The 24,378-nt window shown below is 65.9% G+C and carries 27 protein-coding genes; 24 read left to right on the plus strand and 3 right to left on the minus strand.

Going from position 1 to position 24,378, the window contains the following annotated elements; translation table 11 throughout:
• Positions 1 to 7: 7 nt before the first annotated feature.
• From selO to J4P02_RS06985, 3 genes are all read left to right on the plus strand, one after another.
• Positions 8 to 1,471, plus strand: coding sequence for a protein adenylyltransferase SelO (gene selO, locus J4P02_RS06975; protein ID WP_426188844.1), 1,464 nt, complete (start codon positions 8 to 10; stop codon positions 1,469 to 1,471).
• A gap of 296 nt (positions 1,472 to 1,767) precedes the next feature.
• Positions 1,768 to 2,712, plus strand: a complete 945-nt coding sequence (locus J4P02_RS06980; RefSeq protein WP_426188845.1) for a hypothetical protein — start codon at positions 1,768 to 1,770, stop codon at positions 2,710 to 2,712.
• 15 nt (positions 2,713 to 2,727) lie between these two features.
• On the plus strand, positions 2,728 to 3,666 hold the full coding sequence (locus tag J4P02_RS06985; protein WP_426188846.1) for a hypothetical protein: 939 nt from the start codon (positions 2,728 to 2,730) through the stop codon (positions 3,664 to 3,666).
• Between the two features lie 11 nt (positions 3,667 to 3,677).
• On the opposite strand, the gene J4P02_RS06990 is transcribed toward J4P02_RS06985, so the two are convergent.
• Positions 3,678 to 4,079 (minus strand): helix-turn-helix domain-containing protein, encoded by a 402-nt coding sequence (locus J4P02_RS06990; RefSeq protein ID WP_426188847.1) that lies wholly within the window; start codon positions 4,077 to 4,079, stop codon positions 3,678 to 3,680.
• Positions 4,076 to 4,372 (minus strand): type II toxin-antitoxin system HigB family toxin, encoded by a 297-nt coding sequence (locus J4P02_RS06995; protein WP_426188848.1) that lies wholly within the window; start codon positions 4,370 to 4,372, stop codon positions 4,076 to 4,078. The genes J4P02_RS06990 and J4P02_RS06995 overlap by 4 nt, the downstream gene beginning before the upstream one ends.
• Positions 4,373 to 4,601: 229 nt before the next feature.
• On the opposite strand from J4P02_RS06995, the gene trxC reads away from it, so the two are divergent.
• Entirely contained in the window at positions 4,602 to 5,036 is a 435-nt protein-coding gene (gene trxC, locus J4P02_RS07000) for a thioredoxin TrxC (protein ID WP_426188849.1), read from the plus strand.
• Positions 5,037 to 5,070: 34 nt separating this feature from the next.
• Here trxC and J4P02_RS07005 read toward each other — a convergent pair whose 3' ends face one another.
• Positions 5,071 to 5,841, minus strand: coding sequence for a ParA family protein (locus tag J4P02_RS07005; protein WP_426188850.1), 771 nt, complete (start codon positions 5,839 to 5,841; stop codon positions 5,071 to 5,073).
• 341 nt (positions 5,842 to 6,182) lie between these two features.
• Between J4P02_RS07005 and J4P02_RS07010 the strand changes: the two genes are divergently transcribed.
• The 20 genes from J4P02_RS07010 to J4P02_RS07105 are packed head-to-tail and all read left to right on the plus strand — an operon-like array spanning position 6,183 to position 24,359.
• A complete protein-coding gene (locus J4P02_RS07010) occupies positions 6,183 to 6,902 on the plus strand; it encodes a beta-ketoacyl synthase chain length factor (RefSeq protein WP_426188851.1) in 720 nt (239 codons plus the stop codon).
• Positions 6,878 to 7,699, plus strand: a complete 822-nt coding sequence (locus J4P02_RS07015; RefSeq protein ID WP_426188852.1) for a lysophospholipid acyltransferase family protein — start codon at positions 6,878 to 6,880, stop codon at positions 7,697 to 7,699. The genes J4P02_RS07010 and J4P02_RS07015 overlap by 25 nt, the downstream gene beginning before the upstream one ends.
• Positions 7,668 to 7,940, plus strand: coding sequence for a phosphopantetheine-binding protein (locus J4P02_RS07020; protein WP_426188853.1), 273 nt, complete (start codon positions 7,668 to 7,670; stop codon positions 7,938 to 7,940). The genes J4P02_RS07015 and J4P02_RS07020 overlap by 32 nt, the downstream gene beginning before the upstream one ends.
• A 9-nt stretch (positions 7,941 to 7,949) precedes the next feature.
• Complete coding sequence (locus J4P02_RS07025) at positions 7,950 to 8,204, plus strand: acyl carrier protein (protein ID WP_426188854.1); 255 nt, start codon at positions 7,950 to 7,952, stop codon at positions 8,202 to 8,204.
• Complete coding sequence (locus tag J4P02_RS07030) at positions 8,201 to 8,746, plus strand: hypothetical protein (protein ID WP_426188855.1); 546 nt, start codon at positions 8,201 to 8,203, stop codon at positions 8,744 to 8,746. The genes J4P02_RS07025 and J4P02_RS07030 overlap by 4 nt, the downstream gene beginning before the upstream one ends.
• Entirely contained in the window at positions 8,743 to 10,416 is a 1,674-nt protein-coding gene (locus J4P02_RS07035; RefSeq protein ID WP_426188856.1) for an AMP-binding protein, read from the plus strand. The genes J4P02_RS07030 and J4P02_RS07035 overlap by 4 nt, the downstream gene beginning before the upstream one ends.
• A gap of 31 nt (positions 10,417 to 10,447) precedes the next feature.
• Entirely contained in the window at positions 10,448 to 11,203 is a 756-nt protein-coding gene (locus J4P02_RS07040) for a glycosyltransferase family 2 protein (protein ID WP_426188857.1), read from the plus strand.
• Positions 11,200 to 12,156 carry a glycosyl transferase gene (locus J4P02_RS07045; protein WP_426188858.1) on the plus strand — a complete coding sequence of 319 codons (957 nt, stop codon included), beginning with the start codon at positions 11,200 to 11,202 and terminating at the stop codon, positions 12,154 to 12,156. Before J4P02_RS07040 ends, J4P02_RS07045 begins: the two co-directional genes overlap by 4 nt.
• Positions 12,137 to 13,681, plus strand: coding sequence for an HAL/PAL/TAL family ammonia-lyase (locus J4P02_RS07050; RefSeq protein WP_426188859.1), 1,545 nt, complete (start codon positions 12,137 to 12,139; stop codon positions 13,679 to 13,681). The genes J4P02_RS07045 and J4P02_RS07050 overlap by 20 nt, the downstream gene beginning before the upstream one ends.
• On the plus strand, positions 13,674 to 14,099 hold the full coding sequence (locus J4P02_RS07055) for an acyl-CoA thioesterase (RefSeq protein ID WP_426188860.1): 426 nt from the start codon (positions 13,674 to 13,676) through the stop codon (positions 14,097 to 14,099). Before J4P02_RS07050 ends, J4P02_RS07055 begins: the two co-directional genes overlap by 8 nt.
• Complete coding sequence (locus tag J4P02_RS07060; protein ID WP_426188861.1) at positions 14,096 to 14,776, plus strand: outer membrane lipoprotein carrier protein LolA; 681 nt, start codon at positions 14,096 to 14,098, stop codon at positions 14,774 to 14,776. The genes J4P02_RS07055 and J4P02_RS07060 overlap by 4 nt, the downstream gene beginning before the upstream one ends.
• Positions 14,760 to 17,102: an MMPL family transporter gene (locus J4P02_RS07065; RefSeq protein WP_426188862.1), complete on the plus strand. Its 2,343-nt coding sequence runs from the start codon at positions 14,760 to 14,762 to the stop codon at positions 17,100 to 17,102. The genes J4P02_RS07060 and J4P02_RS07065 overlap by 17 nt, the downstream gene beginning before the upstream one ends.
• Positions 17,096 to 18,271, plus strand: a complete 1,176-nt coding sequence (locus J4P02_RS07070) for a sodium:proton antiporter (protein ID WP_426188863.1) — start codon at positions 17,096 to 17,098, stop codon at positions 18,269 to 18,271. Before J4P02_RS07065 ends, J4P02_RS07070 begins: the two co-directional genes overlap by 7 nt.
• A complete protein-coding gene (locus J4P02_RS07075) occupies positions 18,258 to 19,505 on the plus strand; it encodes an NAD(P)/FAD-dependent oxidoreductase (protein WP_426188864.1) in 1,248 nt (415 codons plus the stop codon). The genes J4P02_RS07070 and J4P02_RS07075 overlap by 14 nt, the downstream gene beginning before the upstream one ends.
• Positions 19,502 to 20,263: a class I SAM-dependent methyltransferase gene (locus tag J4P02_RS07080; RefSeq protein WP_426188865.1), complete on the plus strand. Its 762-nt coding sequence runs from the start codon at positions 19,502 to 19,504 to the stop codon at positions 20,261 to 20,263. Before J4P02_RS07075 ends, J4P02_RS07080 begins: the two co-directional genes overlap by 4 nt.
• Positions 20,260 to 20,745: a hypothetical protein gene (locus J4P02_RS07085; RefSeq protein ID WP_426188866.1), complete on the plus strand. Its 486-nt coding sequence runs from the start codon at positions 20,260 to 20,262 to the stop codon at positions 20,743 to 20,745. The genes J4P02_RS07080 and J4P02_RS07085 overlap by 4 nt, the downstream gene beginning before the upstream one ends.
• A complete protein-coding gene (locus tag J4P02_RS07090) occupies positions 20,742 to 21,938 on the plus strand; it encodes a beta-ketoacyl-[acyl-carrier-protein] synthase family protein (RefSeq protein WP_426188867.1) in 1,197 nt (398 codons plus the stop codon). Before J4P02_RS07085 ends, J4P02_RS07090 begins: the two co-directional genes overlap by 4 nt.
• Positions 21,935 to 22,408 carry a 3-hydroxylacyl-ACP dehydratase gene (locus J4P02_RS07095; protein WP_426188868.1) on the plus strand — a complete coding sequence of 158 codons (474 nt, stop codon included), beginning with the start codon at positions 21,935 to 21,937 and terminating at the stop codon, positions 22,406 to 22,408. Before J4P02_RS07090 ends, J4P02_RS07095 begins: the two co-directional genes overlap by 4 nt.
• The gene (gene fabG / locus J4P02_RS07100) at positions 22,405 to 23,133 is read left to right on the plus strand and encodes a 3-oxoacyl-ACP reductase FabG (protein ID WP_426188869.1); all 729 of its coding nucleotides are present in this window, start codon (positions 22,405 to 22,407) and stop codon (positions 23,131 to 23,133) included. The genes J4P02_RS07095 and fabG overlap by 4 nt, the downstream gene beginning before the upstream one ends.
• Positions 23,133 to 24,359: a beta-ketoacyl-ACP synthase gene (locus J4P02_RS07105; protein WP_426188870.1), complete on the plus strand. Its 1,227-nt coding sequence runs from the start codon at positions 23,133 to 23,135 to the stop codon at positions 24,357 to 24,359. The genes fabG and J4P02_RS07105 overlap by 1 nt, the downstream gene beginning before the upstream one ends.
• Positions 24,360 to 24,378 lie beyond the last annotated feature (19 nt).

Below are 24,378 nucleotides of genomic sequence, written 5' to 3' on the forward strand. Positions count from 1 at the left end.
ATGGCCGTTGAAAGCCCTCGACGAACTGACCTTCGACAACCGCTTCGCCCGCCTGGGCGATGCCTTCTCGACCCATGTACTGCCCGAACCCCTGGACCACCCGCGGCTGGTGGTGGCCAGCCCGGCGGCCATGGCGCTGCTGGACCTGGAGCCGAGCCTGGCCGACACCCCGGTGTTCGCCGAGCTGTTCGGCGGGCACAAGCTGTGGGCCGAGGCCGAACCCCGGGCGATGGTCTATTCCGGGCATCAGTTCGGCTCCTACAACCCGCAGTTGGGAGACGGTCGCGGGCTGTTGCTGGGCGAGGTGCGCAACGCCGCGGGCGACTACTGGGACCTGCACCTCAAGGGCGCCGGCCAGACGCCCTATTCGCGCATGGGCGATGGTCGCGCGGTGCTGCGCTCGTCGATCCGCGAGTTCCTGGCCAGCGAGGCCTTGCACGCCCTGGGTATTCCCAGCAGCCGCGCGCTGTGCGTGATCGGCTCGGACACCCCGGTATGGCGCGAGAAGCAGGAACGCGGGGCGATGCTGCTGCGCCTGGCGCCGAGCCATGTGCGCTTCGGGCATTTCGAGTATTTCTATTACACCAAGAAGTCCGAGCAGCACACACAACTGGCGGAGCATGTGCTGGACCTGCACTTCCCCCATTGCCGGGAACAGCCGGAGCCTTACCTGGCGATGTTCCGCGAAATCGTCGAGCGCAACGCCGAGCTGATCGGCAAGTGGCAGGCCTACGGTTTCTGCCACGGGGTGATGAACACCGACAACATGTCGATCCTGGGCATTACCTTCGACTTCGGGCCCTTCGCCTTCCTCGATGATTTCGACGCCCATTTCATCTGCAACCACTCCGACGACCAGGGCCGCTATTCCTTCAGCAACCAGGTGCCGGTCGGCCAGTGGAACCTCAGCGCCCTGGCCCAGGCGCTGACGCCGCTGATCAGCGTCGAGGCACTGCGCGAGACCCTGGGCCTGTTCCTGCCGCTGTACCAGGCCCACTACCTGGACCTGATGCGCCGCCGCCTGGGCTTCACCCAGGCCGAGGACGCCGACCAGCAACTGCTGGAGCGCCTGCTGCAATTGATGCAGGGCAGCGGCGTGGACTACAGCCTGTTCTTCCGCCGTCTGGGCGAGGATGCCCCGGAGCTGGCGCTGCAACGGCTGCGGGACGATTTCGTCGACCGCCAGGGCTTCGATGCCTGGGCCGAGCTGTATCTGGCCCGGGTCGCCCGGGACCCGATCCAGGGCCAGGAACTGCGCCGCGAGCGGATGCACCGGGTCAACCCGCTGTACATCCTGCGCAACTACCTGGCGCAGCGAGCCATCGAAGCGGCGCAAGCCGGCGACTACTCGGAGGTTCGGCGCCTGCACCAGGTGCTGAGCCGGCCGTTCGAGGAACAGCCAGGCATGCAGGGCTATGCCGAACGGCCACCGGAGTGGGGCAAACACCTGGAAATCAGTTGTTCGTCCTGAGCCGGAGCAAGGCCGCCAGCCACACCTTGAAGCTCTCGGCCAGCCAGTTCGCCTGCCCCAGGCGAGCTGGCACAGCCGGAATCGAACATGGACCCGCCGAGCGCGGATGCGGATAATGCCCACCCCTGATGTCCAGTACCTGCAAGGATGCGCATGAAGCTGTTTCTCAACCTCGTCACGCCGGCAACCGGCGGGATCGGGCCGCCAGCCCAGTGATGCACCTGCGGCCCGGCTGCCATCTTCACGGCTCGCCCATGGCGCGCCCTGCTCCCGTCGATACCCTGCAAGAGCCCACCATGAAACCTCGCTACCTGCTGCTGTTGCCCCTGCTGCTCGCGCTGACCGGGTGCAAGCAAGACTTTGCCACCCTGCATTTCCAGGACTCGGTGCGTTCCGACCCCAAGGCCGGCCCGCAATACTCCGACCAGTTGGTGCACGAGGCCTACAAGCAAAGCATCTACGCCGCGCTCAGCGCCCAGGGCCTGGACCCGGACGCCATCGCCCTGGAACGCGACAAGGAGGATGACAAGGTGATCCACCTGCGCCTGGTGGACTACTCCCTGAGCCCGGAACAACGGGGCAGCCTCAAGGCCATCTTCGAGCAGGTCACCGCCGCGAGAAATGCCAGCTCGATGAACCTGCACCTGGAGCTCGACAACGCCCATGCCAGCGTTGTCCCGTCGGGCCCCAGCGGCCTGCCGGACAGCATCGACACCCCCCTGGTGTTCGACCCGACGTTCGACCTGCTGCTGGACCGCAGCGAGGAAGACAGCAGGCGTGCCATCGTCAGCCAGAGCGCCATCGAAGGCCCGGTCAGTTGCAAGATCAGCGCGCACCTGAGCATGCCCACGCCCTTGCAATTGATCGCCTACGAGGCCCTGGAGCAGGACAACATCGAGCACGGTCTGGTTTCGCTGCTGACCCACAACAACAGCATCGCCAAGCTGCCGCTCAAGGTGCGTTTCGATGACCCGGACCTGAACCGTCACATTCAGCAGAAAACCGTCCTGGTCTCGCCATCCAGCTCGAAAATCACCCGCCCCGCCCCAGTGCCCCTGGACGAGTTCGCCTTCCATATCGGCTCCATCGGCGTCCAGACCCTGACCACAGCCATGCCCTTCGACACCCGCAAAGACGAGCTGCAAGCGCTGTGCAATCAAAAGATGCTGGCCCTGGGCCGGCCATTCACCTTTCAGCTGAGCCGCACCCTGGATCGCCTGACCAGCGTCGATTACCACTAAGAACAAGGATGTGCATTGAACCGACATCTCTCCATTGCGGGCCTGCTGCTGATGCTGCTGACCGGCTGCAAGCAGACCTACCTCAGCCTGCATTTCCAGGACGAAGTGGGTGACCCCAAGCAGGCCAAAGTGGTGCCGTACTTTGCCGAGACCATCACCCAGATGGCCGCCGGGATCGGCATCGAAGCCGCCGACATCGGCCTGGAGATGGACCGCCAGGACGACAAGACCCTGCATATCAGCCTGGACAGCCGCGTGCCCGAAGCCCAGCGCCAGCGTCTGCTGGGGCTGTTCGAGGAGATTGTTGAGGCGCGCGCGGCCGGCACCTTCGAAGCCGTGCTGGAGATCGCCCCGGAAACCGGGAAATACACCAGCCCCGAGTACCGCAAAAAAGCCATGGCCCTGCCCCGGCGCTTCCCCCTGGCGCTGGAGCCGGTGAAATACGCCGAAGTGTTGTTTCATTACTCAATGGAAGAATTGACCAGCGGCAAGCTCTCGGCCACCGGCACGCCCAACGAGGCGTTTTGCCAATACCCGGCCAGCCTTCAGGCGCCAGGCATGCTGTTCAGCAAGCTGGGCAGCAAGGCCGGCAGCGGAGCTGGCGACTACAACGTGTTCCTGGAGTGGAAAGACGACAAGTACGGAGCGGCGCAGTACCTGTTCGGCAACATCACGTTCGCCAACCCCAGGCTCAACCAACTGTTGTTCGACGATCGCATCAAGCTGTCAGTGAGCAAGATCAACTGGGGCCGCCGAGCCGACAAGATAGGTTTCCATGTCGGCTCCCTGGGCCTGCAGCCCCACGAGGATGGGGCGATTTCCCCGCTGCAAAATATCGGCTTCATGGGCAGGTGCGAAAGCATGGCCATGGACCTGGGCCGGCCCTTCACCTTTTACATCGGCCGCTCCATGGACCGCCTGGTCAGCGTCGAACTGGCCCAGCCTGGCAGCTGAACCCGGGGCCCTTAGACAAACACCTCCATCGACACCTTGAAGCGCTCGGCCAACCAGCGCACCTGCCGCAGGTTGAGCTGGCGCTTGCCGCTCAGCACCTCCGAAACCACCGACTGCGCACCGACCCCGGGCAGGTCGCTTTGGGTCAGGCCGTGTTCATGCATCAGATAACGCAGCACATCGACACCGTTGGCCTCGGGTATCGGCCGATGTTCAAGGTCATAGGCCTCGATCCAGTCGCCGATGATTTCCAGCAAATCGTTGAGCGGGTGTTCCTCGTTATCACCCGTGAGATCCAGCAACTCATCCAAGGCCTGGACCAACCGATCGTAATCAGCCTCGCTCTTGGGCTTGCGCAGCAGTGGCGCAACGAACTGCCAATGCTCGGCAGCCTGTTCGATCAGCGCACTCATTGCCATTCCTCCTTCCATTGACCTCTGTCGTATTCCCGGTGATCCAAGATGAACCTGATGTAGAGCTTCTGGGTGGTGTAGCGCAGGACCGCGATCAAGCGCAGTTTATTGCCCCCCACATCGAAGACATGCCATGGACCCACTTTATCCACAGCCGGGAACATTGCCTTCATTGCCGCAAAGTCGGCAAATCTGTTGCCCTTTATCAATCGATACCAATCATCCAGAGCCTTGGCCGATTGCGGCCACTTTGCCTTGGCTTCCCATATCCGCTGAGCAGTGATGACTCGCATGCAAAATCCCTATCGCACGTTGCTATTGAGGCTAGTCAGGACACTCATGAATCGCAAGTTGCTATAGCCATGAGCAGACCGACGGCCCATCCCCTTTCAATCCTAGAGATTGAGAACGACAGACAGGCAACCAATATGTGAGCAGGTGCAACCACCACCAAGACGCTTGATAAATCCGCCACGCGACTCCAGATAGGTGCCATTGGCCACTGACCCGGAGCCCCCCCCCATGACCGACCCACTGCTGATCCCCTGCCCGCACTGCAACGGCCTCAACCGCATACCCGCCGAACGCCTGGGGGACCACCCCAAGTGCGGACGCTGCAAGGGCCAGGTACTGCTGGGCACGCCGTTCGAATTGACCCAGGGCGACTACGCCAGCCAGGTCAAGGGCGACCTGCCGCTGCTGGTGGATGTCTGGGCCGACTGGTGCGGGCCGTGCAAATCCTTTGCCCCGACCTTCCAGCAGGCCGCCGCGCAACTGAGCGGCCAATGCCGCCTGGCCAAGCTCGACAGCGAGGCCAACCCGCAGCTGTCGGCGCAATTGGGCATTCGCTCGATCCCCAGCCTGATTCTGTTTCGCAACGGCCGCGAGGTGGCCCGGCAAAGTGGCGCCCTGCCCCTGCCACAACTCATGGGCTGGCTGCGCAGCCAGGGTATTTGACGCCGCGCCCCGAGGACCGGAGCGCGGCCTGGGTTCAGGCGCTTTCCAGCAGGTTGTGCAGGTCGACGAACTGCTGGGTCAGCTTGTGCCGCGGGTCGAGATGGATCAACGGCATGCTGGCCTGGTGGGATTCACGCATGCGCACCGAACTGCCCAGGTACACCGGCAGCACCGGCAGGCCCTCGCTGATCAGCTCGTCGAGCATTTGCTGCGGCAGGCTGGCCCGGGCCTGGAACTGATTGACCACAATGCCCTCCACCGCCAGGTCTTCGTTGTGGTCTTCCTTCAACTCCTCGATTTCCGCCAGCAGGCCATACAGGGCCTGACGCGAGAAGCTGTCGCAGTCGAAAGGAATCAACACGCGATCAGCGGCGATCAACGCCGAAACCGCATAGAAATTCAGGGCCGGCGGAGTATCGAGGTAGATCCGGTCATAGTCGTCGGCCAACTCGTCGAGCAATTTGCGCAGCTTGTTGATCTTGTGCTTGGCCTCGAGCTTGGGCTGCAGGTCCGCCAGCTCGGCGGTGGCCGTCACCACATGCAGGTTGTCGAAAGGCGTCTCGTAGATATCCACCTGGTTCTTCTTCGAGAACGGCCCGGACGACAGGGTCTGCTTGAAGAAATCGGCGATGCCCATGGGGATGTCCTCGCCGGTCAGGCCGGTGAGGTACTGGGTCGAGTTGGCCTGGGCATCCAGGTCCACCAGCAAGGTGCGATAGCCCTCGCTGGCGCTGACCGCCGCCAGATTGCAGGCGATGCTGGACTTGCCGACGCCACCCTTCTGATTGAACACCACACGCCGCATGTCTAAACCTCCGTGTATCAAAGATCACCGAGTGTAGTAGGCCGCGCCGCCCCTTAGCTACCTCGCCGGAGCAAGAGTTTGCCGTGGCCGGCCCGTCGGTCGTGCGCCCTGCCGCAACGCCGTGGGAGGGCCCTGCCCGCGCGATGCAACGCACCCGGCAGGGTTTCCTAAAATTACCCGGGAATATTCTCTATTTGCGACCAACAGGCCATGGAGCATTTGCTACAAGCCAGTCGCACCGGGATAATGCGCGCCACTGACGCTATCGCGTCACCCAGGTGAATCGCCGCTCGAAGCGATATACCGCGTCAAGGAAGCCCGCAGGGGCGGGATGAAATCAAGTGATCAAGTTCAACATCGCTCAATGGCGCGCGTGGGCCCCTGGGCTCGAAAGCGTGGACGCCTGGCAAGCCTGGAGCCAGCAGCCAGCCTTGCCGCAAAGCAGCGATGCCGTTCCCGATGTGTCCTTTCTGCCCGCCATGCAGCGGCGCCGTCTCAGCCGCCTGGCACGCATGGCCTTCAGCGTTGCCTGGCCCCTGGCCGAGGGCCTCGAGCAACTGCCGCTGGTGTTCGTGTCGCGGCATGGCGAAACCCCAAGAACCTTCGACATCCTCAGCGACCTGGCCGCCGAGCAGCCTCTGTCGCCGACCCAGTTCAGCCTTTCGGTGCATAACGCGGTGATCGGCCTGTGGTCGATCATGCGTGGCGAAACCAGTGAAATGACCGCCCTGGCCGCCGCCGGCGATGGCCTGGAACACGGCCTGCTGGAAGCCGCCACTCTGCTGGCCGATGGCGCCCCCCAGGTGCTGCTGGTGATCACCGAGGAACAGCCGCCCGAAGCCTATGCCAGCTGGATCGACGACGTGCCCTTTCCCTACGCCCTGGGCCTGCTGCTGACCCCGGGCGACGACTGGCAGCTATCACTGGGCAGCCACGACGGTCAAATCCAAAGGGCTCCCTGGCCCCATGCCCTGAACCTGCTGCGGATGCTGCTCGGCTCGCAGTCCCTTTGCCAACATGCCTGGATGAATCGTGTATGGACCTGGCAACGCAAGCACTGAACGCCAAGGGCCGCGATGCCTACCATTGGCGCCTGCTGGCCACCGCTCTGAGCTTTGCATTGTTCGGAATAGGTGGTTTGTGCCTGCGCCTGGTGATTTTCCCCCTGCTCGCCTGCCTGCCCGGCGATGCCGCCAGTCGGCGCCGCCGCGCGCGCCAGACCGTCAGCCAGCTGTTCTGGCTGTTTATCCGCTTCATGGCCAGGAGCGGCGTGCTCACCTATGACGTACAGGGCGCCGAGCGCCTGGGGCGGCCGGGACAGATGATCATCGCCAATCACCCGTCGCTGATCGACGTGGTGTTCCTGATCGGCCTGGTGCGTGACGCCAACTGCGTGGTGAAGCAGAGCCTGTGGAGCAACCCCTTCACCCGCGGCCCGGTGCGCGCCACCCAATACATCAGCAACGACGGCAGCATGGACATGCTCGATGCGGCCTCCGGAGCACTGCAGCAGGGCCAGACCCTGATCGTCTTCCCCGAGGGCACCCGGACCCAACCGGGCAGCACGCCGGCCTTTCATCGGGGGGCGGCGGCGATTGCCCTGCGCGGTGCGAAAATCATCACACCGGTGGTGATCCGGGTCAGCCCCACCACCCTGACCAAGGCCGAGCCCTGGTACCGCATCCCGCAACGCCGCGTGCACTTCAGTTTTCAGGTCGGTGCCGATATAGACCCACAGACCTTTGCCGCCCAAGGCCCGGCGCCTCAGGCTTCGCGCAAGCTCAATGAGCACTTGCACCACTACTTCATCAAGGAGCTCGCCAGAGATGAGCGATACACACCCGGACCTGATCGTTGAAATCAAACTGCTGATCATCGACGCCCTGGGCCTCGAAGACATCAGCGCCCAGGACATCGGCGATGACCAGACACTGTTCGGCGAAGGCCTCGGCCTGGACTCGGTGGACGCCCTGGAACTGGGCTTGGCGATCCAGAAAAAGTACGGCATCAAGATCGACGCCGACGCCAAGGACACCCGCAACCACTTCAGTAACGTGGCGAGCCTTGCGGCGTTCGTCATTGCAAAACAGGCAGCTTGAGAACCGACCATGCAAACCCGTGACGACATCTTCAACACCCTGCGCGATGCCATGGTCGAACTCTTCGAACTGGCGCCCGAGCGCATCAGCCTCGAGTCCAACCTGTACCAGGACCTGGAAATCGACAGCATCGACGCGGTCGACCTGATCGACCACATCAAGCGCCAGACCGGCAAGAAAATCGCCGCCGAGGAATTCAAGTCGGTGCGTACCGTCAACGACGTGGTCGAGGCGGTCTACCGCCTGGTCCAGCCGGCCGCATGAGCCGGCTGATCGGCCTGGGCTTGTTGCTGGCCGGCCTGCTTTACCCCTTCGCGGTGTATTTCGGCATGGAGCACTTCGCTCCGTGGCAGTTCGGCCTGCTGCTGGGCGGCCTGTGGCTGGCCCGGGCGCTGACCGGCGAACGTCGTCCCGGCAGCCTGTGGATGGCCCTGGCGGCGATCGTCTTCTGCCTGCTGCTGGCCTGGTTCGACAACCCGGCGCTGCTGCGCTGGTACCCGGTGCTGATCAGCGCCTTCATGCTCGGCCTGTTCGGCCTGAGCCTGAAGTACGGCCCACCGGTGGCCGAACGCCTGGCCCGCCTCAGCGAGCCGGAGCTGCCGGAGAAAGCCATACGCTATACGCGCCAGGTGACCGTCGCCTGGAGTGTGTTTTTCCTCTGTAACGGAGTGCTCGCCGCGGCCCTGACCCTGTGGGCGCCGCTGAGTTGGTGGACGTTGTACAACGGCCTGATCGCCTACGGGCTGATGGGTTTGCTGTTTGCCATTGAATGGCTGTTACGACAACGGGTACGAGGCCGTAGATGAATTGGATTCCCCTTGAGCAGCTGTTGCTCAAGACGCCGACCCCGCGCCGGGTCAGCGCCGCCCCCGAGATCGACCTGGCAGAGCTGCAAGAGCGCGCCCTGAGTCTCGCCGCGGCCCTGCAAGCGCGCGGTGTACGGCGCTTGGCGCTGCATCTGGAAGATGCCGTGGAATTGGCTGTGGCCCTGCTCGGCGCCTGGCGCGCCGGGGTCAGCGTGCTGCTGCCCACCGACCTGCAAGCCCAGACCCGCCAGCGCTGGGCGGCACAAGTCGATCTGTGGCTGACCGACCTGGACCCGCCCCTGGCCCCCCTCACCGCCACACCCCTGGCGCCCGCCGCGCTGGACCTGGACGCCTGCCAATTGAGCCTGTGCACCTCCGGTTCCAGCGGCGCGCCCAAGCGCATCGAGAAGAACCTGCGCCAGCTGGCCAACGAGGTGGCGGCCCTGGAACAGCTGTGGGGCGCCGACCTGGGCCAGGCCTGGATCATCGGCAGCGTCGCCACCCAGCATATCTACGGCCTGTTGTTCCGCGTGCTCTGGCCGCTGTGCGCCGGGCGCCCGTTCGTGCGCCGCCAACTGCCCTTCCCCGAAGACTTGCAACGGGCCAGCCGTGAATGCCCGGCGTTCGCCTGGGTGGCCAGCCCGGCGCTGCTCAAGCGCATGGGCGACAACCTCGACTGGCCGGCCCTGAGCCCGGTGCGCCGGGTGTTTTCCTCCGGCGGCGCCTTGCCCGCCGAAGCGGCCGCCAGCCTGCAACAGCGCCTGGGGCAAAGGCCGACGGAAATCCTCGGCAGTTCGGAAACCGGCGGTATCGCCTGGCGCCAGGACCAGAGCCTGTGGCAACCCTTCGCCGAAGTGCAACTGAGCCAGGATGCCGATGGCGCGCTGATGATCGCCTCGCCCTACCTGCCGGCCGGGCATGTGGAACACAGCGCCGACGCCGCGCGGATCGCCGCCGATGGCCGCTTCGAGCTGCTGGGGCGCCTGGACCGCATCGTCAAGCTGGAAGAAAAACGCATCTCCCTGCCCATGCTCGAACAGGCGCTGGAAAGCCACGAGTGGGTGAGCGACGCGCGCCTTGGAGTGATCGAGGACAACCGCGCCTACCTCGGCGCCCTGCTGGTGCTCAGCGAAGCCGGCCTGCATGCCCTGCGCAACCAGGGCCGGCGCCAGCTGACGCAAACCCTGCGCCAGCACCTGGCCGGGCATTGCGAAGCCCTGGCCCTGCCGCGACGCTGGCGCCTGGTGCGGCAACTGCCGCTCAACAGCCAGGGCAAGCTGCCCCAGGCCGAGGTCCAGGCCCTGCTGCTGGCTCCGCGCCCGCAAGCGCCGGAAGTGCTGGAGCAAGCGCAGCACGCAGACGAGTGGCAACTGCAACTGGCGATCCCGCCGGACCTGGCCTACTTCAGCGGGCACTTCCCGCAGACCCCGGTATTGCCAGGGGTGGTGCAGGTGGATTGGGCCCTGAGCCTGGGCCAGCAATTGCTGGAACTGCCAGGCCGCTTCGCCGGCATGGAAGTGCTGAAATTCCAGCAGCTGGTACGCCCCGGAGACCGCATCCAGCTCAACCTGCGCTTCGACGCCCAGCGCCAGAAACTGTATTTCGCCTACCTGAATGACGGCGCCCCCTGCTCCAGCGGGCGGATCATCCTGGAGGCCAGCTGTGGATAACGCTTCCCGCTCCGCGACTGTAGGAGCTGGCTTGCCAGCGAAGGGCCCAACGCCCTACGCCCCTTGCGCCGTAATCCCTGTCTACAACCACGAAACCGCGGTGCCGGCGGTGGTCGAAGCCTTGCTGGCGAGAAACCTGCCCTGCGTCCTGGTGGACGATGCCAGCAGCCCGGCCTGCGCTGCTGTGCTGGAACAGCTGGCCGAGCGCGACCAGGTGTTCCTGATCCGCCTGGCGCTCAACCAGGGCAAGGGCGGTGCGGTGATGGCCGGGCTGCGGGAAGCCGCGCACCTGGGGTTCAGCCACGCCCTGCAAGTGGACGCCGACGGCCAGCATGATCTGCAGGCTGTGGATAACTTCATCCGTCACTCCCAGGCCGCTCCCGCAGCCTTGATCTGCGGTTATCCACAGTACGACGCCAGCGTGCCCAAGGGCCGCCTGTATGCGCGCTACCTGACCCACGTGTGGGTGTGGATCAACAGCCTGTCGCTGCAAATTCCCGATTCCATGTGCGGCTTCCGGGTCTACCCGCTGGCCCCGACCCTGGCGCTGCTGGACTCGGTGCAACTGGGCCGGCGCATGGACTTCGACCCGGAGATCCTGGTGCGCCTGTCGTGGCGCAACCAGCCCATGCACTGGCTGCCGACCCGGGTGCACTACCCCGAGGACGGCCTGTCGCATTTCCGCCTGTTCCACGACAACGCGCTGATCTCGAAGATGCACGCCAAGCTGTTCTTCGGCATGTTGCTGCGCCTGCCGCTGATCCTCTGGCGCCGGTGGCAAGCATGAGCCAGGAGCCACTCAAGGAACCCGACAGCGAACACTGGGCCGAACACCGGGAACGCGGCAGCTTCTGGCTGATGAAGCTCACCGCCTTCGGCGTGCGGGTACTGGGGCGCCGGCTGCTGAGCCCGGTGCTGTACGCCATAGTCCTGTACTTCTTCCTGTTCGGCCGCCGCGCCCGGCGCAGCATCTGGCAGTACCAGCAGCGCCTGGCGCAATGGAGCGGGCGCGATGAATTGCGCCCCAGCCAGTGGAGGGTGTTCGGCCAGTTCATGGCCTTCGCCGACGCCCTGCTGGACAAGCTCGACGTGTGGAACGGCAAGCTGCGCATCGAACAGATCGAGATCATCGACCCGGCACTGCTGCGCCACCAACTGCGCGGTGAACGCGGGCAGATGCTGGTGGGCGCACACCTGGGCAACCTGGAGGTGTGCCGGGCCCTGGCCGAGCTGGGAGAACAGGTGACCATGAACGTGCTGGTGCACACCAAGCACGCCGAACGCTTCAACCGCCTGCTGGGTGAAGCCGGGGCCAGCAACTTGCGGCTGATCCAGGTCAGCGAGCTGGACCCGGCGATCATGCTGCAACTGAGCCAGCGCCTGGATCGCGGCGAATGGCTGGCGATTGCCGGCGACCGCGTGCCACTGCACGGCGGGCGCAATGTACGGGTGGATTTCCTCGGCTACCCGGCCGCCTTCCCCCAGGGCCCCTGGCTGCTGGCGGGGCTGCTCAAGTGCCCGGTCAACCTGCTGCTGTGCCTGAAGCAGCAGGGCCGCTACCAGGTGATCCTCGAGCCCTTCGCCGAGGCCGTGCAATGGAAGCGCAACGACCGCCAGCAGGTGATCGCCCACTGGACTGCCCGCTACGCCGAGCGCCTGGGCCAGTACTGCCTGCAGGCCCCGCAACAATGGTTCAACTTTTACCCATTCTGGAAGACCGATGACGACCTCGACCCATGAGCCGGTAACCTTCGGCGAACACCCCCTGCGCATCGAAGACGTGCTGGCCCTGGCCAACCGCCAGGTGCCGACGCGCCTGCAAGAGGACGCCGCCTGGCGCCAGCGGATCGCCAAGGGCGCGCAGTTCCTCGATTCCCTGCTGGACAAGGAAGGGGTGATCTACGGCGTCACCACCGGCTATGGCGATTCCTGCGTGGTAGCCGTGCCCCTGGAGCATGTCGAGGCCCTGCCGCGTCATCTGTACACCTTCCACGGCTGCGGCCTGGGCCAGTTGCTGGACGCCCAGGCCACCCGCGCGGTGCTGGCGGCGCGCTTGCAGTCGCTGTGCCACGGGGTATCCGGGGTGCGTGTGGAACTGCTGGAACGCCTGCAAGCCTTCCTCGAGCTGGACATCCTGCCGCTGATCCCGCAGGAGGGCTCGGTGGGCGCCAGTGGCGACCTGACGCCGCTGTCCTATGTGGCCGCGACCCTGTCCGGCGAACGCGAGGTGCTGTTCCGCGGCGAACGCCGGGCATCCGCCGAGGTGCATCGCGAGCTGGGCTGGGAACCTCTGGTGCTGCGGCCCAAGGAAGCCCTGGCGCTGATGAACGGCACCGCGGTGATGACCGGGCTGGCCTGCCTGGCCTTCGCCCGGGCCGACTACCTGCTGCGCCTGGCCACCCGCATCACCGCCCTCAACGTGGTGGCCCTGCAAGGCAACCCGGAGCACTTCGACGAGCGCCTGTTCGCCGCCAAACCGCACCCGGGGCAGATGCAAGTGGCCGCCTGGCTGCGCCAGGACCTGGCCATCGACGCCCCCACTGCGCCCCTGCATCGCCTACAGGACCGCTACTCGCTGCGCTGCGCGCCTCATGTGCTGGGGGTGCTAGCGGACAGCCTGAACTGGCTGCGCTCGTTTATCGAGACCGAGCTGAATAGCGCCAACGACAACCCGATCATCGACGCCGAGGCCGAGCGCGTGCTGCACGGCGGGCACTTCTATGGCGGGCATATCGCCTTCGCCATGGACAGCCTGAAAAACCTGGTGGCCAACGTCGCCGACCTGCTGGACCGACAACTGGCGCTGCTGGTGGACGTGCGCTACAACCACGGCCTGCCGAGCAACCTGTCCGGCGCCAGCGCCGAGCGCGCCATGCTCAACCACGGCTTCAAGGCGGTGCAGATCGGTGCCAGCGCCTGGACTGCCGAAGCCCTGAAGAACACCCTGCCCGCCAGCGTGTTCTCCCGTTCCACCGAGTGCCACAACCAGGACAAGGTGAGCATGGGCACCATCGCCGCCCGCGACGCCATCCGCGTGCTGGAACTCACCGAGCAAGTGGCTGCCGCGACCCTGCTCGCAGCCCAGCAAGGGGTCTGGCTGCGCAGCCAGGAAGCTGATGCGCGGCCGTTGCCGCCGGCCCTGGATGCCATGCACCGGCAACTGGCCGAGGACTTCGCCCCGGTGATCGAGGACCGCGCCCTGGAAGGCGAGCTGCGCCTGTGCCTGCAACGCATCGCCGAGCAACACTGGAGGCTGCATGCGTAGCACGGGAGTGATTCACGCTGACACCCAGATCCTGGTGCCGTTCTTCGACGTCGACACCATGCACGTCGTCTGGCACGGGCATTACGTCAAGTACCTGGAAGTCGCCCGCTGCGCCCTGCTGGACAAGCTCGGGCACAACTACAACCAGATGCTCGAATCCGGCTATGCCTGGCCGGTGATCGACCTGCAGCTGCGCTATGTGCGCGGCGCAGTGTTCGGCCAGACCCTGAACGTGCGCGCCAGCCTGGTGGAATGGGAAAACCGCCTGAAGATCAACTACCTGATCACTGACCTGGCCAGCGGTCAGCGCCTGACCCGCGCCAGCTCGGTGCAGGTGGCGGTGGAAATCGCCAGCCGGGAAATGCAGCTGGCCTCGCCCAAGGTGTTTACCGATGCCGTGGCGAGGGCCCTCACATGACCGTAGGAGCGAGCTTGCTCGCGAAAATCGTCGGTCTGTCGGCCCATTGCATGATGCTGAGCACCCTGGTGCGCAGGTTCGCGAGCAAGCTCGCTCCTACGCTGCTGGTGTTGCTGGTGGTACCGGGGTTGGCCCAGGCCTTCGACCTGCAGCAACTGAGCGATCAGCTGTCGCGGCCGGAGGTGATCCACGGCCGTTTCATCCAGGAAAAACACCTGCGGGCCCTGCCCCAGCCGTTGACCAGCAAGGGCCACTTTGTCCTGGCGAAAAACCACGGCCTGCTGTGGCTGCTGCAAACCCCGTTGCAACAGGACTACCGCATCACCGGCCAGGGCATCGCCCGACGCGATGGCGGCGGCTGGCAGATGCTCCCGGGCAAGAGCGCCGGCGCCGAGCAGAACCGCCTGTTCCTGGCGGTGCTGCAAGGCGACAGCAGCGGCCTGCAACGGGACTTCGAACTCAAGCTCAAGGGCAGCGCGCAAGCCTGGCAATTGCAGCTGATTCCACGCTCGTTGCTGCTGCAACAGATCTTCACCCAGATCAATATCGACGGCGGCGAGCTGGTGCAGCGCATTGAACTGCTGGAAGCCCAGGGCGACCGCACCCTGCTGATCATGCAAGACAGCACCAGCGCCCAGGCCTTGAGCGAAGCGGAGCAACATGATTTTGCCGAGTGAACGCTGGTTGCCCCGCGCTTTCCTGATCCTGCTGATGGCGGTCCTGGCCCTGGGGGCCTGGCAATGGCGCCACGGTGCGCCGCTGTCGGCCAACCTGATGGAGCTGGTGCCCGGCACCGCCCCGGATGCCCTGGAGCTGCAAGCCGAACAGCGCATGCAGGAACCGCTGAACCGAGAGATCCTGGTGCTGGTGGGCCATGCCCAGCGCCAGCAGGCCCTGGACCTGGCCCGGCAACTGGCCGAGCAATGGCAGGCCAGCGGCCTGTTCGACAAGGTCCAGTGGAACCTCCAGGCCGATTTGCCGGCGCTGCGCACTCAGTTGCTGCAAGGCCGCCTGGCGATGCTCGGCGCGGCGGACCGCGAGCAACTGATCCAGCAGCCCCAGGCCTTTATCCAGCAGCGAGTGCAGAACCTCTTCGACCCCTTCGGCGGCTTCAGCCTGGTGCCCAGCCAGGACGACTGGCTGGGCCTGACCGGACGCATCCAGAACAGCCAGCCGCAACACGGCGCGGTGCAACTGGATATCGGCAGCGGCGCGCTGGTGGCCGAGGCCGACGGCAAGCACTGGGTGCTGCTGCGGGCCCATACCGGCGGCAACGCCTTCGATATGCAACTGCCGCTGCAAGTGGCCGAACTGCTGCGCCACAGCCGTGAGCTGGCCAGCCACAGCGATGTCCAGCTGCTGGCTGCCAGCGGCTTGCTGTACGCGGCCAACGGCCAGCAGCAGGCCAGCCGGGAAATCACCTGGGTCGGTGGCGGCGCCACCCTGGGCATTCTGCTGCTGCTGTTGCTGGCCTTCCGCCGCTGGCGCGCCCTGCTGGCCTTTGTCCCGGTGCTGGTGGGCATGCTGTTCGGTGCGGTGGCCTGCGTGGCGCTGTTCGGCCATATGCACGTGATGACCCTGGTGCTGGGTTCGAGCCTGATCGGCGTGGCCGTCGACTACCCGCTGCATTACCTGTCCAAGAGCTGGAGCCTGAAACCCTGGCGCAGCTGGCCAGCGCTGCGCCTGACCCTGCCAGGGCTGAGCCTGAGCCTGATCACCAGTTGCATCGGTTACCTGGCCCTGGCCTGGACGCCATTCCCGGCCCTGACCCAGATCGCCGTGTTCTCCGCCGCCGGCTTGCTGGGGGCCTATCTGTCGGCGGTGTGCCTGCTGCCAGCGCTGCTGCAGGGCGTGGAACTGCGCCCGGCGCAATGGCCGCTGCGGGTCAGCGAAGCCCTGCTCAAGGTTCGCGCGGCGCTGCTCAAGCGGGTGCCGAGCCCGGTGCTGCTGGGGCTGCTGGGGCTGTTCTGTGCCGCCGGCCTGTGGCAGCTCGAGAGCAAGAACGACATTCGCCAATGGGTCGGCGCGCCGCCGCAACTGCAGCAAGAGGCCCAGGCCATTGCGCGGATCACCGGCTACCAGCCCACCAGCCAGTTCTTCCTGGTGCGCGCCGCCGACCAGCCACAGCTGCTGCAACGCTTGCAGGCCCTGGACGAGCGCCTGCAACAGCTGGTGAACCTGGGCAAGCTCAAGGGTTATCTGTCCCTGGAGCAACTGCTCAGCCAACCCGTGGAACAGCAGCGGGTGCGTGAAGCGCTCAAGCGCCTGCCGGACTTCTGGCAGCCACTGCTGGAGCTGGGTGTGCCGCTGGCGGCGCTGCAAACCGAGTTGCAGCAATTGCAGGACCTGCCCACAAGCGATATCGACAGCGCCCTGGCCGGCCCCCTGGCCGAACCCTATCGGCCGCTGTGGCTGGGCGCCAACGCCGACGGTGTGGCGGCCATGGTCAGCCTGCAAGGCCTGAACGACGCGGCGCTGCTGCGACTCCAGGGCGACGACTTGCCCGGCGTGCAACTGGTGGATCGCCTTGGCGAACTGAACCGGGTGTTCGCCGCGACCCAGGTCAGCGCTGCCGAACTCAAGCTGGCTTCCTGCGGGCTGATCGTGCTGTTGCTGATCCTGCCGTTCGGCCTTGGCGGCGCCCTGCGGCTGGTGGCCCTGCCCCTGCTGGCGGCCCTGTGCAGCCTGGCCAGCCTGGGCTGGCTGGGGCAGCCGCTGACCCTGTTCAGCCTGTTCGGCCTGCTGCTGGTGACCGCCATCAGCGTCGACTACGCGATCCTCATGCGCGAGCAGATCGGAGGCGCCGCAGTGAGCCTGCTGGGCACCCTGCTGGCAGCCCTGACCACCTGGCTGTCGTTCGGCCTGCTGGCGATTTCCAGCACCCCGGCGGTGAGCAACTTCGGCCTGGCGGTGAGCCTGGGGCTGGCCTTCAGCTTTATCCTCGCGCCCTGGGCCGGGCACAGCCCGCACCCGGCGCCGGCCGAGGAGCCCAGCCAATGCTGACCCTGCTGTTCTGGCTGTTGGCCCTGGCGCTGTTCGCCCTGGCCACCCATGTTGGCCGCTACCTGGGGCTGATCCCCATCGTCAGCCAACTGCTGCTGGCGAGCATTGGCTTGCCGCTGCTGATGCTGCTGTGGATCGAACCCCACTGGCAGCTCAGCGGCGCGCAGCTGGTATCGCCGGCCTGGCTCAAGCATCTGTACGGGCTGAGCTTCGCCCTGCTGCTGGGGCATATCCTCAGCGACGTGATCGACCTGCGCCTGGAGCGCCAGAGCCTGAAGATCGCCGTGCCGAGCTTCGCCATCCCCTTCGCCTGCGGCCTGGCCACGGCCTGCTGGCTGCTGCCGGCACAACCCTGGATCAGTTCCCTGGCGGTGGGCTTGCTGTTCGCCATTACCGCGATTCCGGTGCTCTACCTGTACCTGCGGCATATCCACTACCCGCCGGCGGCTACCCGGCGCCTGGTGCAGACCGCGATCCTCATCGACCTGAGCTGCTGGAGCCTGTTCGCCCTGGCCCAGGGCAGCCTGCACCTGTCCAGCTTGCTGCTGCCCCTGGCTGGCGCCGGCCTGCCCCTGCTGCTGCGCACCCTGGGCCTGCGCCAGCCGCTGCTGCACAGCCTGGGCTTCTTCGGCCTGCTGGTGGTGGCCGAGCACTACCGGCTCAATGCGCTGATCTTCGGCATCGGCTACCTGCTGTGCATGGCCGCCCTCAAGCTGCCGCTGGTGCTGCCGTTACAGGCTGCCTGGATGAACCGCTTGCAGACCTATGTCGCCATCCCGCTGATCCTCACCTTCGGCATCGTGCAGATCAACGTGCACAGCGCCATGGACAGCCTCGGCTGGGTGCAACTGGCGGCGCTGCTGCTGTTGCCGATCGCCAGCAAGCTGCTGGGCAACTGGCTGGGCCTGCGCTGGGCCGGCGACTCCTTTGCCGGCGCCAGCCGCTGGCGCGAGAGCCTGCTGCTGAACATCCGCGGCTTGAGCGAGATCGTCTTTCTCAACTTGCTGCTGCAACAACAGTTGATCAGCCCGGCGCTGTACTTCGCGCTGATGCTCATGGGCCTGATCGCCACCCTGCTGCCGGCCCTGGCCGGCTTGCACCGAGCGCCCTCGGACCCTTTGAATTTGAATATCGCCCAACCGGCAAGGAGCCCCAGTGCCAAGAGTTGAAATGGAACGTCGCCAGGTCGTGGTGATCGGTGCCGGCCCCTCGGGGGCCATCGCGGCTGCGCTGCTCAAGCGCCAGGGCCACGACGTGCTGATTGTCGAGCGGCAGCATTTCCCGCGTTTCTCCATCGGCGAAAGCCTGCTGTCCCACTGCCTGGATTTCGTCGAGGAAGCCGGGATGCTGGAAGCGGTGCAGGCCGCCGGCTTCCAGCTGAAAAATGGCGCGGCCTTCGCCTGGGGCGAGCATTACAGCAGCTTCGATTTCGGCGACACCTTCAGCCAGGGCAAGCCCACCACCTTCCAGGTACAACGCGCCGACTTCGACCAGCTGCTGGCCGACCAGGCCGCCCTGCAAGGGGTGGAAATCCGCTACGGCGAGGAGATTGTCGCGGTGGACGTCGATCGACCGTTGCCACAGCTCGACTGCCGTCGCGAGGACGGCAGCCAGTACCGCATCGAGGCCGACTTCATCCTCGACGCCAGCGGTTATGGCCGGGTCCTGCCGCGCCTGCTGGAGTTGGAGGCGCCGTCGAACTTCCCGGTGCGCCGCGCGGTGTTCACCCATATCGAAGACCGCATCGACTGCGAACACTTCGACCGCAACAAGATCCTGATCACCACTCACCCGGTGCACCGCGACATCTGGTTCTGGAGCATCCCCTTCAGCAACGGCCGCTGCTCGGTGGGGGTGGTGGCCGCCGACGAGCACTTCGCCGGCCGCGATGGCGACCTGGACGCCTGCCTGCGGGGTTTCATCGCCGAAACCCCGAGCCTGGCCAAGGTCCTGCAATACGCCCAGTGGGACACCCCGGCGCGGACCATCGGTGGCTATTCGGCCAACGTCAGCACCCTGCACGGCCCGGGCTTCGCCCTGCTGGGCAATGCCGCGGAATTCCTCGACCCGGTGTTCTCGTCCGGGGTGACCATCGCCATGCGCTCCTCGAGCATGGCCGCCGCCGTGCTGCACCGGCAATTGCAGGGGCAAAGCGTGGACTGGCAGAAAGACTTTGCCGAGCCGCTCAAGCGCGGGGTCGACACCTTCCGCTGCTACGTCGAGGGCTGGTACGACGGCACCTTCCAGGACGTGATCTACCACCCGGGCAGCTCGCCGGAAATCCGCCGCATGATCAGCTCGATCCTCGCCGGCTATGCCTGGGATGAACGCAACCCCTTCGTCAGCGAACCCAAGCGCCGGCTCAAGGCCCTTTCGCAAGTGTGCGCGAGGGACAGCCAATGAACGATCAATCCACCCAGTTCCTCAGCGACAGCTATGTCGAGGAAACCCGCTTCGGCTTCTGGTTCCTGCGCAGCCACACCTGGCAGCACCATGTGCTGCGGGTGGCGATCAATGACCTGCGCTCGCTGTTCGACGAGCAGCCGCCCAGCCAGCCGGTGCTGCTGGATGCCGGCTGCGGCCAGGGCAAGTCGTTCCAGTACCTGCGCCAGGTGTTCGCCCCCGGGCGCCTGATCGGTATCGATGCCGACCCCCATAGCCTCAAGCTCAGCGCCGAGGAAGCACGGCGCCAGCAGCTGGAGGTGGAACTGATCGGCAGCGACTGCGCGACCCTGAAACTGGCGGATGCCAGCGTCGACCTGCTGTTCTGCCACCAGACCTTCCATCACCTGGTGGAGCAGGAGAAGGCCCTGGCCGAGTTCTATCGCGTGCTCAAGCCCGGGGGCTACTTGCTGTTCGCCGAGTCCACCGAGGCCTATATCGACACCTGGGTGATTCGCTGGCTGTTCCGCCACCCGATGCACGTGCAGAAGAGCGCCGACGAATATTTGCAGATGATTCGTCGCCAGGGCTTTGAATTCGGCCCGCAGAACCTGTCTTATCCTTACCTGTGGTGGAGTCGCTCCAAGGACTTCGGCCTGCTGGAACGCTTTGGCCTGCGCCGCCCGCCACCCGTGGGCCAGCGTGAGGAAACCCTGGTCAATGTGGTGGCGCGCAAACCCCTGAACCCTGCTGTTGCCGAGGAAGGCCTGTCCGAATGATCCGCGCCCTGCTGCTCGGTTGTGTCCTGTTGCTGAGCGCCTGCGTCAGTCAGGCGCCGCTGCCCGAGCGCAGCCCATCGCTGGCCTTGCCATTGCAGTTGCATGTGCAGCGCCTGGCCGAGGGCCAGCGCCAGGACTGGCTGCTGGTGATCCAGGCCGAAGGCGCGGACCTGCGCTGGTCGCTGATGGACCCGCTGGGCATTCCCCAGGCCCGCCAGCGCCTGGTGCGCGGCCAGTGGCAGGCCGATGGCCTGCTGCCGCCCAACCCCGAAGCCCGGGAACTGTTCGCCGCACTGCTGTTCGCCCTCACCCCCGAGCGCGAGCTGGCGGCCAACTACCCGCAAGCACGGCAACAGCAGCAGCAACGTACCCTCGGCCCACGCTGGCGGATCGACTATCAACAACCTCTGGATTTCCTGTTGAACCTGTCCCAAGGCCCGCACTACCACATCACCGCACTGAGCACCGAGGCCACCCCATGACGGCCTACCTGAATGCCCTGGGCCTGATCTGCGCCCTGGGCCGCAATCGCCAGGACGTCGCCCGCAGCCTGTGGGCCGGCGACTGCTCGGGCATGCGCCACGAAGCCCACTGGGTGCCCGCGCGCAACCTGCCGGTGGCGGCGGTGCGCGGCCCGCTGGCGGCCATGCCGCAAGGCCTGGAGGCACAGAGCAGCCGCAACAACCAGTTGCTGCTGGAAGCCACGCGGCAGATCGAGGACGACATCCGCCAGGCCATCCAGCGCCATGGCAGCGGCCGTATCGGCATCGTCCTGGGCACCAGCACCTCGGGCATCGACGAGGCCAGTCGCGGTATCGCCCGCTACTTGCAGGACGGGCAATTCCCGGCGGACTACGACTACCGCCAACAGGAGCTCAGCGCCCCGGCGAACTTCCTTGCCGAGTGGCTGCAACTGTCTGGCCCGGCCTATGTGATTTCCACCGCCTGCACCTCCAGCGCCCGGGCCCTGATCAGCGCTCGACGCCTGCTCGACCTGGGCCTGTGCGATGCCGTGCTGTGCGGTGGGGTCGACAGCCTGTGCAAGCTCACGCTGAACGGTTTCACGTCCCTGGAGGCGGTGTCCGAGCAGCGTTGCAATCCCTTCTCGCGCAACCGCGACGGGATCAATATCGGCGAAGCGGCGGTGCTGTTCCTGATGACCCGGGAGCCCGGTCCGAGTGCCCCCATTGCCCTGCTGGGCAGCGGCGCCGGCTCCGATGCCTACCATATTTCCGCCCCGGCTCCCGACGGCCGCGGCGCCTTGCAGGCCATGCGCCAGGCCTTGCACAACGCCGGGCTGCAGCCGGGGCAGATCGATTACCTGAACCTGCACGGCACCGCCACCCAGCACAACGACGCCATGGAAAGCCTGGCGGTGGCACAGCTGTTTCCCGAGGGCGTGCCCTGCTCTTCGACCAAGCCCATGAGCGGCCATACCCTGGGCGCCGCCGGGGCCCTGGAAGCGGCCTTCTGCTGGCTGGCCCTGAGCCCCGACAACCCCGACCAGGCCTTGCCACCCCATGTCTGGGACGCCCAGCCCGACCCGGCCCTGCCAGCCCTGCACTGGGTTGACGGGAGCCAGCGCCTGGGCGCGCAAACCCCACGTCGCCTGATGAGCAATTCCTTCGCCTTCGGCGGTAACAACGTCAGCCTGATTATCGGAGACGCCCCATGATTGACTGGCCGCTCGCCGAACTGCTGCCCCACGCTGGCGACATGATCCTGATCGATCAGGTCCTGGCGTTCGATGAAGAGCAGATCCGTACCCGCCTCAAGGTTCGCCCCGGTGGCCTGTTCAACCGTGCCGACGGCAGCCTGCCGGCCTGGGTCGGGGTCGAGCTGATGGCCCAGAGCGTGGCCGCCTATGCCGGTTGCCGGGCCCGCCAGCAAGGCCAGGCGGTGGAACTGGGCTTTCTCCTGGGCACCCGCAAGTTCGAATGCAATGTCGAGCATTTCCCGGTCGACAGCCTGCTGGAAATCCACGCCTTGCGCTCCCTCGAAGACGACAACGGCATGGGCGTGTTCGAATGCCACCTCAGCGGCCCCGGCATCAGCGCCAGCGCCCGGCTGAACGTGTTCCGCCCGCCCCAGGCCGCCGACTATCTGCATGAAACACCCGCTTCTTCTACAGGAACTCCGTCATGACTGACTCCGTACTGGTCACCGGCTCCAGCCGTGGCATCGGCCGTGCCATCGCCCTGCGTCTGGCCCAGGCCGGTTATGACCTGGTGCTGCACTGCCGCAGTGGCCGCAGCGAAGCCGAAACCGTCAAGGGCGAGGTCGAGGCCCTGGGTCGCAAGGCCCGCATCCTGCAATTCGACGTGTCCGAACGCGAAGCCTGCAAGGCCGCACTGGAGGCCGATGTTGAAGCCCACGGCGCCTATTACGGCGTGGTGCTGAACGCCGGCCTGACCCGCGACGGCGCCTTCCCGGCCCTCAGCGAAGAGGACTGGGACCAGGTGCTGCGCACCAACCTCGATGGTTTCTACAACGTGCTGCACCCGGTGATGATGCCGATGATTCGCCGTCGCGCACCGGGGCGGATCATCTGCATCACCTCGGTCTCGGGGCTGATCGGCAACCGCGGCCAGGTCAACTACAGCGCCTCCAAGGCCGGCCTGATCGGTGCCGCCAAGGCCCTGGCGATCGAGCTGGGCAAGCGCAAGATCACCGTCAATTGCGTAGCCCCGGGCCTGATCGACACCGCCATGCTGGACGAAAACGTACCAGTGGAAGAACTGCTGAAGATGATTCCCGCACAGCGCATGGGCACCCCCGAAGAGGTGGCCGGCGCGGTGAACTTCCTGATGTCCGCCGAAGCGGCCTACATCACCCGCCAGGTGCTGGCGGTGAACGGGGGCCTGTGCTGATGAAACGCGTGGTTGTCACCGGCATGGCCGGCATCACTTCCCTGGGCAACGACTGGGCCAGCATCGTCGAGCGCTTCACGGCCAACCGCACGGGCATCCGACGCATGCACGAGTGGGACAGGTTCAGCGAGCTCAACACTCGCCTGGCCGGGCCTATCGACGACTTCCAGGTGCCTGCGCACTGGACCCGCAAGCAGCTGCGCAGCATGGGCCGGGTCTCGCGCCTGGCGGTGGGCGCTGCGGAACGGGCGCTGGCCGATGCCGGGCTGCTGGGCGACTCGTTGATTCAGGACGGGCGCATGGGGGTGGCCTGCGGCTCCTCCACCGGCAGCACCGACGAGATCAAGGCCTTCGGCAACATGCTGCTGAACTCGGTGGCCGACGGGCTCAACGCCAACTCCTACGTGCGCATGATGCCCCACACCACCGCGGCCAATATCAGCATCTTCTTCGGCCTTACCGGACGCCTGATTCCCACCTCCAGCGCCTGCACCAGTGGCAGCCAGGGCATCGGCTATGCCTATGAGGCGATCAAGTTCGGGCGCCTGCCGCTGATGCTCGCTGGCGGCGCTGAGGAGCTGTGCCCCACCGAGGCCATGGTGTTCGACGCGCTCTACGCCACCAGCCTGAAGAACGACACCCCACAAGCCAGCCCGCGCCCCTACGACTGCGACCGCGACGGCCTGGTGATCGGCGAAGGCGGCGGCATGCTGGTGCTCGAGGAGCTGGAGCACGCCCTGGCCCGAGGGGCGCATATCCACGCCGAGATCGTCGGTTTCGGCAGCAATGCCGACGGCCAGCACACCACCCGCCCCGAACAGGCCACCATGCGCCGGGCCATGGAGCTGGCGCTGGAAGACGCGGCCCTGGCACCTTCGGCCATCGGTTATGTGAACGGTCACGGCACCGCCACCGAGCAGGGCGATATCGCCGAAACCCTGGCCACCAGCAGCCTGTTCGGCAACCGCATGCCCATCAGCTCGCAGAAGAGCTTCCTGGGCCACACCCTGGGGGCCTGCGGGGCCCTGGAATCCTGGTTCAGCATCGAGATGCTCAACCGCGACCTGTACGTGCACACCTGCAACCTGGACAACATCGACCCACGCTGCGGCGAGCTGGATTACCTGCAGCATGGCCTGCGCGCCATGAGCCACGAATTCGTCATGAACAACAACTTCGCCTTTGGCGGGGTCAACACTTCGTTGATCTTCCGCCGCTGGTCCTGATGCCCCGATACCACTGGAG

It is taken from the genome of Pseudomonas sp. NFXW11, from assembly GCF_049887815.1.
Taxonomy (GTDB): domain Bacteria; phylum Pseudomonadota; class Gammaproteobacteria; order Pseudomonadales; family Pseudomonadaceae; genus Aquipseudomonas.

Excerpts from the sequence above, each read along its gene's own strand:
- J4P02_RS07085 (WP_426188866.1), top strand. The coding sequence starts at position 20,260 with ATGATCCGCGCCCTGCTGCTCGGTTGTGTCCTGTTGCTGAGCGCCTGC.
- J4P02_RS07070 (WP_426188863.1), top strand. The coding sequence starts at position 17,096 with ATGCTGACCCTGCTGTTCTGGCTGTTGGCCCTGGCGCTGTTCGCCCTG.
- J4P02_RS07025 (WP_426188854.1), top strand. The coding sequence starts at position 7,950 with ATGCAAACCCGTGACGACATCTTCAACACCCTGCGCGATGCCATGGTC.
- J4P02_RS07105 (WP_426188870.1), top strand. The coding sequence starts at position 23,133 with ATGAAACGCGTGGTTGTCACCGGCATGGCCGGCATCACTTCCCTGGGC.
- J4P02_RS07005 (WP_426188850.1), bottom strand. The coding sequence starts at position 5,841 with ATGCGGCGTGTGGTGTTCAATCAGAAGGGTGGCGTCGGCAAGTCCAGC.
- J4P02_RS07080 (WP_426188865.1), top strand. The coding sequence starts at position 19,502 with ATGAACGATCAATCCACCCAGTTCCTCAGCGACAGCTATGTCGAGGAA.
- fabG (WP_426188869.1), top strand. The coding sequence starts at position 22,405 with ATGACTGACTCCGTACTGGTCACCGGCTCCAGCCGTGGCATCGGCCGT.
- J4P02_RS07020 (WP_426188853.1), top strand. The coding sequence starts at position 7,668 with ATGAGCGATACACACCCGGACCTGATCGTTGAAATCAAACTGCTGATC.
- J4P02_RS07035 (WP_426188856.1), top strand. The coding sequence starts at position 8,743 with ATGAATTGGATTCCCCTTGAGCAGCTGTTGCTCAAGACGCCGACCCCG.
- J4P02_RS07045 (WP_426188858.1), top strand. The coding sequence starts at position 11,200 with ATGAGCCAGGAGCCACTCAAGGAACCCGACAGCGAACACTGGGCCGAA.
- J4P02_RS07050 (WP_426188859.1), top strand. The coding sequence starts at position 12,137 with ATGACGACCTCGACCCATGAGCCGGTAACCTTCGGCGAACACCCCCTG.
- J4P02_RS07015 (WP_426188852.1), top strand. The coding sequence starts at position 6,878 with ATGGACCTGGCAACGCAAGCACTGAACGCCAAGGGCCGCGATGCCTAC.
- J4P02_RS07065 (WP_426188862.1), top strand. The coding sequence starts at position 14,760 with ATGATTTTGCCGAGTGAACGCTGGTTGCCCCGCGCTTTCCTGATCCTG.
- J4P02_RS06980 (WP_426188845.1), top strand. The coding sequence starts at position 1,768 with ATGAAACCTCGCTACCTGCTGCTGTTGCCCCTGCTGCTCGCGCTGACC.
- J4P02_RS06990 (WP_426188847.1), bottom strand. The coding sequence starts at position 4,079 with ATGAGTGCGCTGATCGAACAGGCTGCCGAGCATTGGCAGTTCGTTGCG.
- J4P02_RS06995 (WP_426188848.1), bottom strand. The coding sequence starts at position 4,372 with ATGCGAGTCATCACTGCTCAGCGGATATGGGAAGCCAAGGCAAAGTGG.
- trxC (WP_426188849.1), top strand. The coding sequence starts at position 4,602 with ATGACCGACCCACTGCTGATCCCCTGCCCGCACTGCAACGGCCTCAAC.
- J4P02_RS07095 (WP_426188868.1), top strand. The coding sequence starts at position 21,935 with ATGATTGACTGGCCGCTCGCCGAACTGCTGCCCCACGCTGGCGACATG.
- J4P02_RS07030 (WP_426188855.1), top strand. The coding sequence starts at position 8,201 with ATGAGCCGGCTGATCGGCCTGGGCTTGTTGCTGGCCGGCCTGCTTTAC.
- J4P02_RS07060 (WP_426188861.1), top strand. The coding sequence starts at position 14,096 with ATGACCGTAGGAGCGAGCTTGCTCGCGAAAATCGTCGGTCTGTCGGCC.
- J4P02_RS07055 (WP_426188860.1), top strand. The coding sequence starts at position 13,674 with ATGCGTAGCACGGGAGTGATTCACGCTGACACCCAGATCCTGGTGCCG.
- J4P02_RS07090 (WP_426188867.1), top strand. The coding sequence starts at position 20,742 with ATGACGGCCTACCTGAATGCCCTGGGCCTGATCTGCGCCCTGGGCCGC.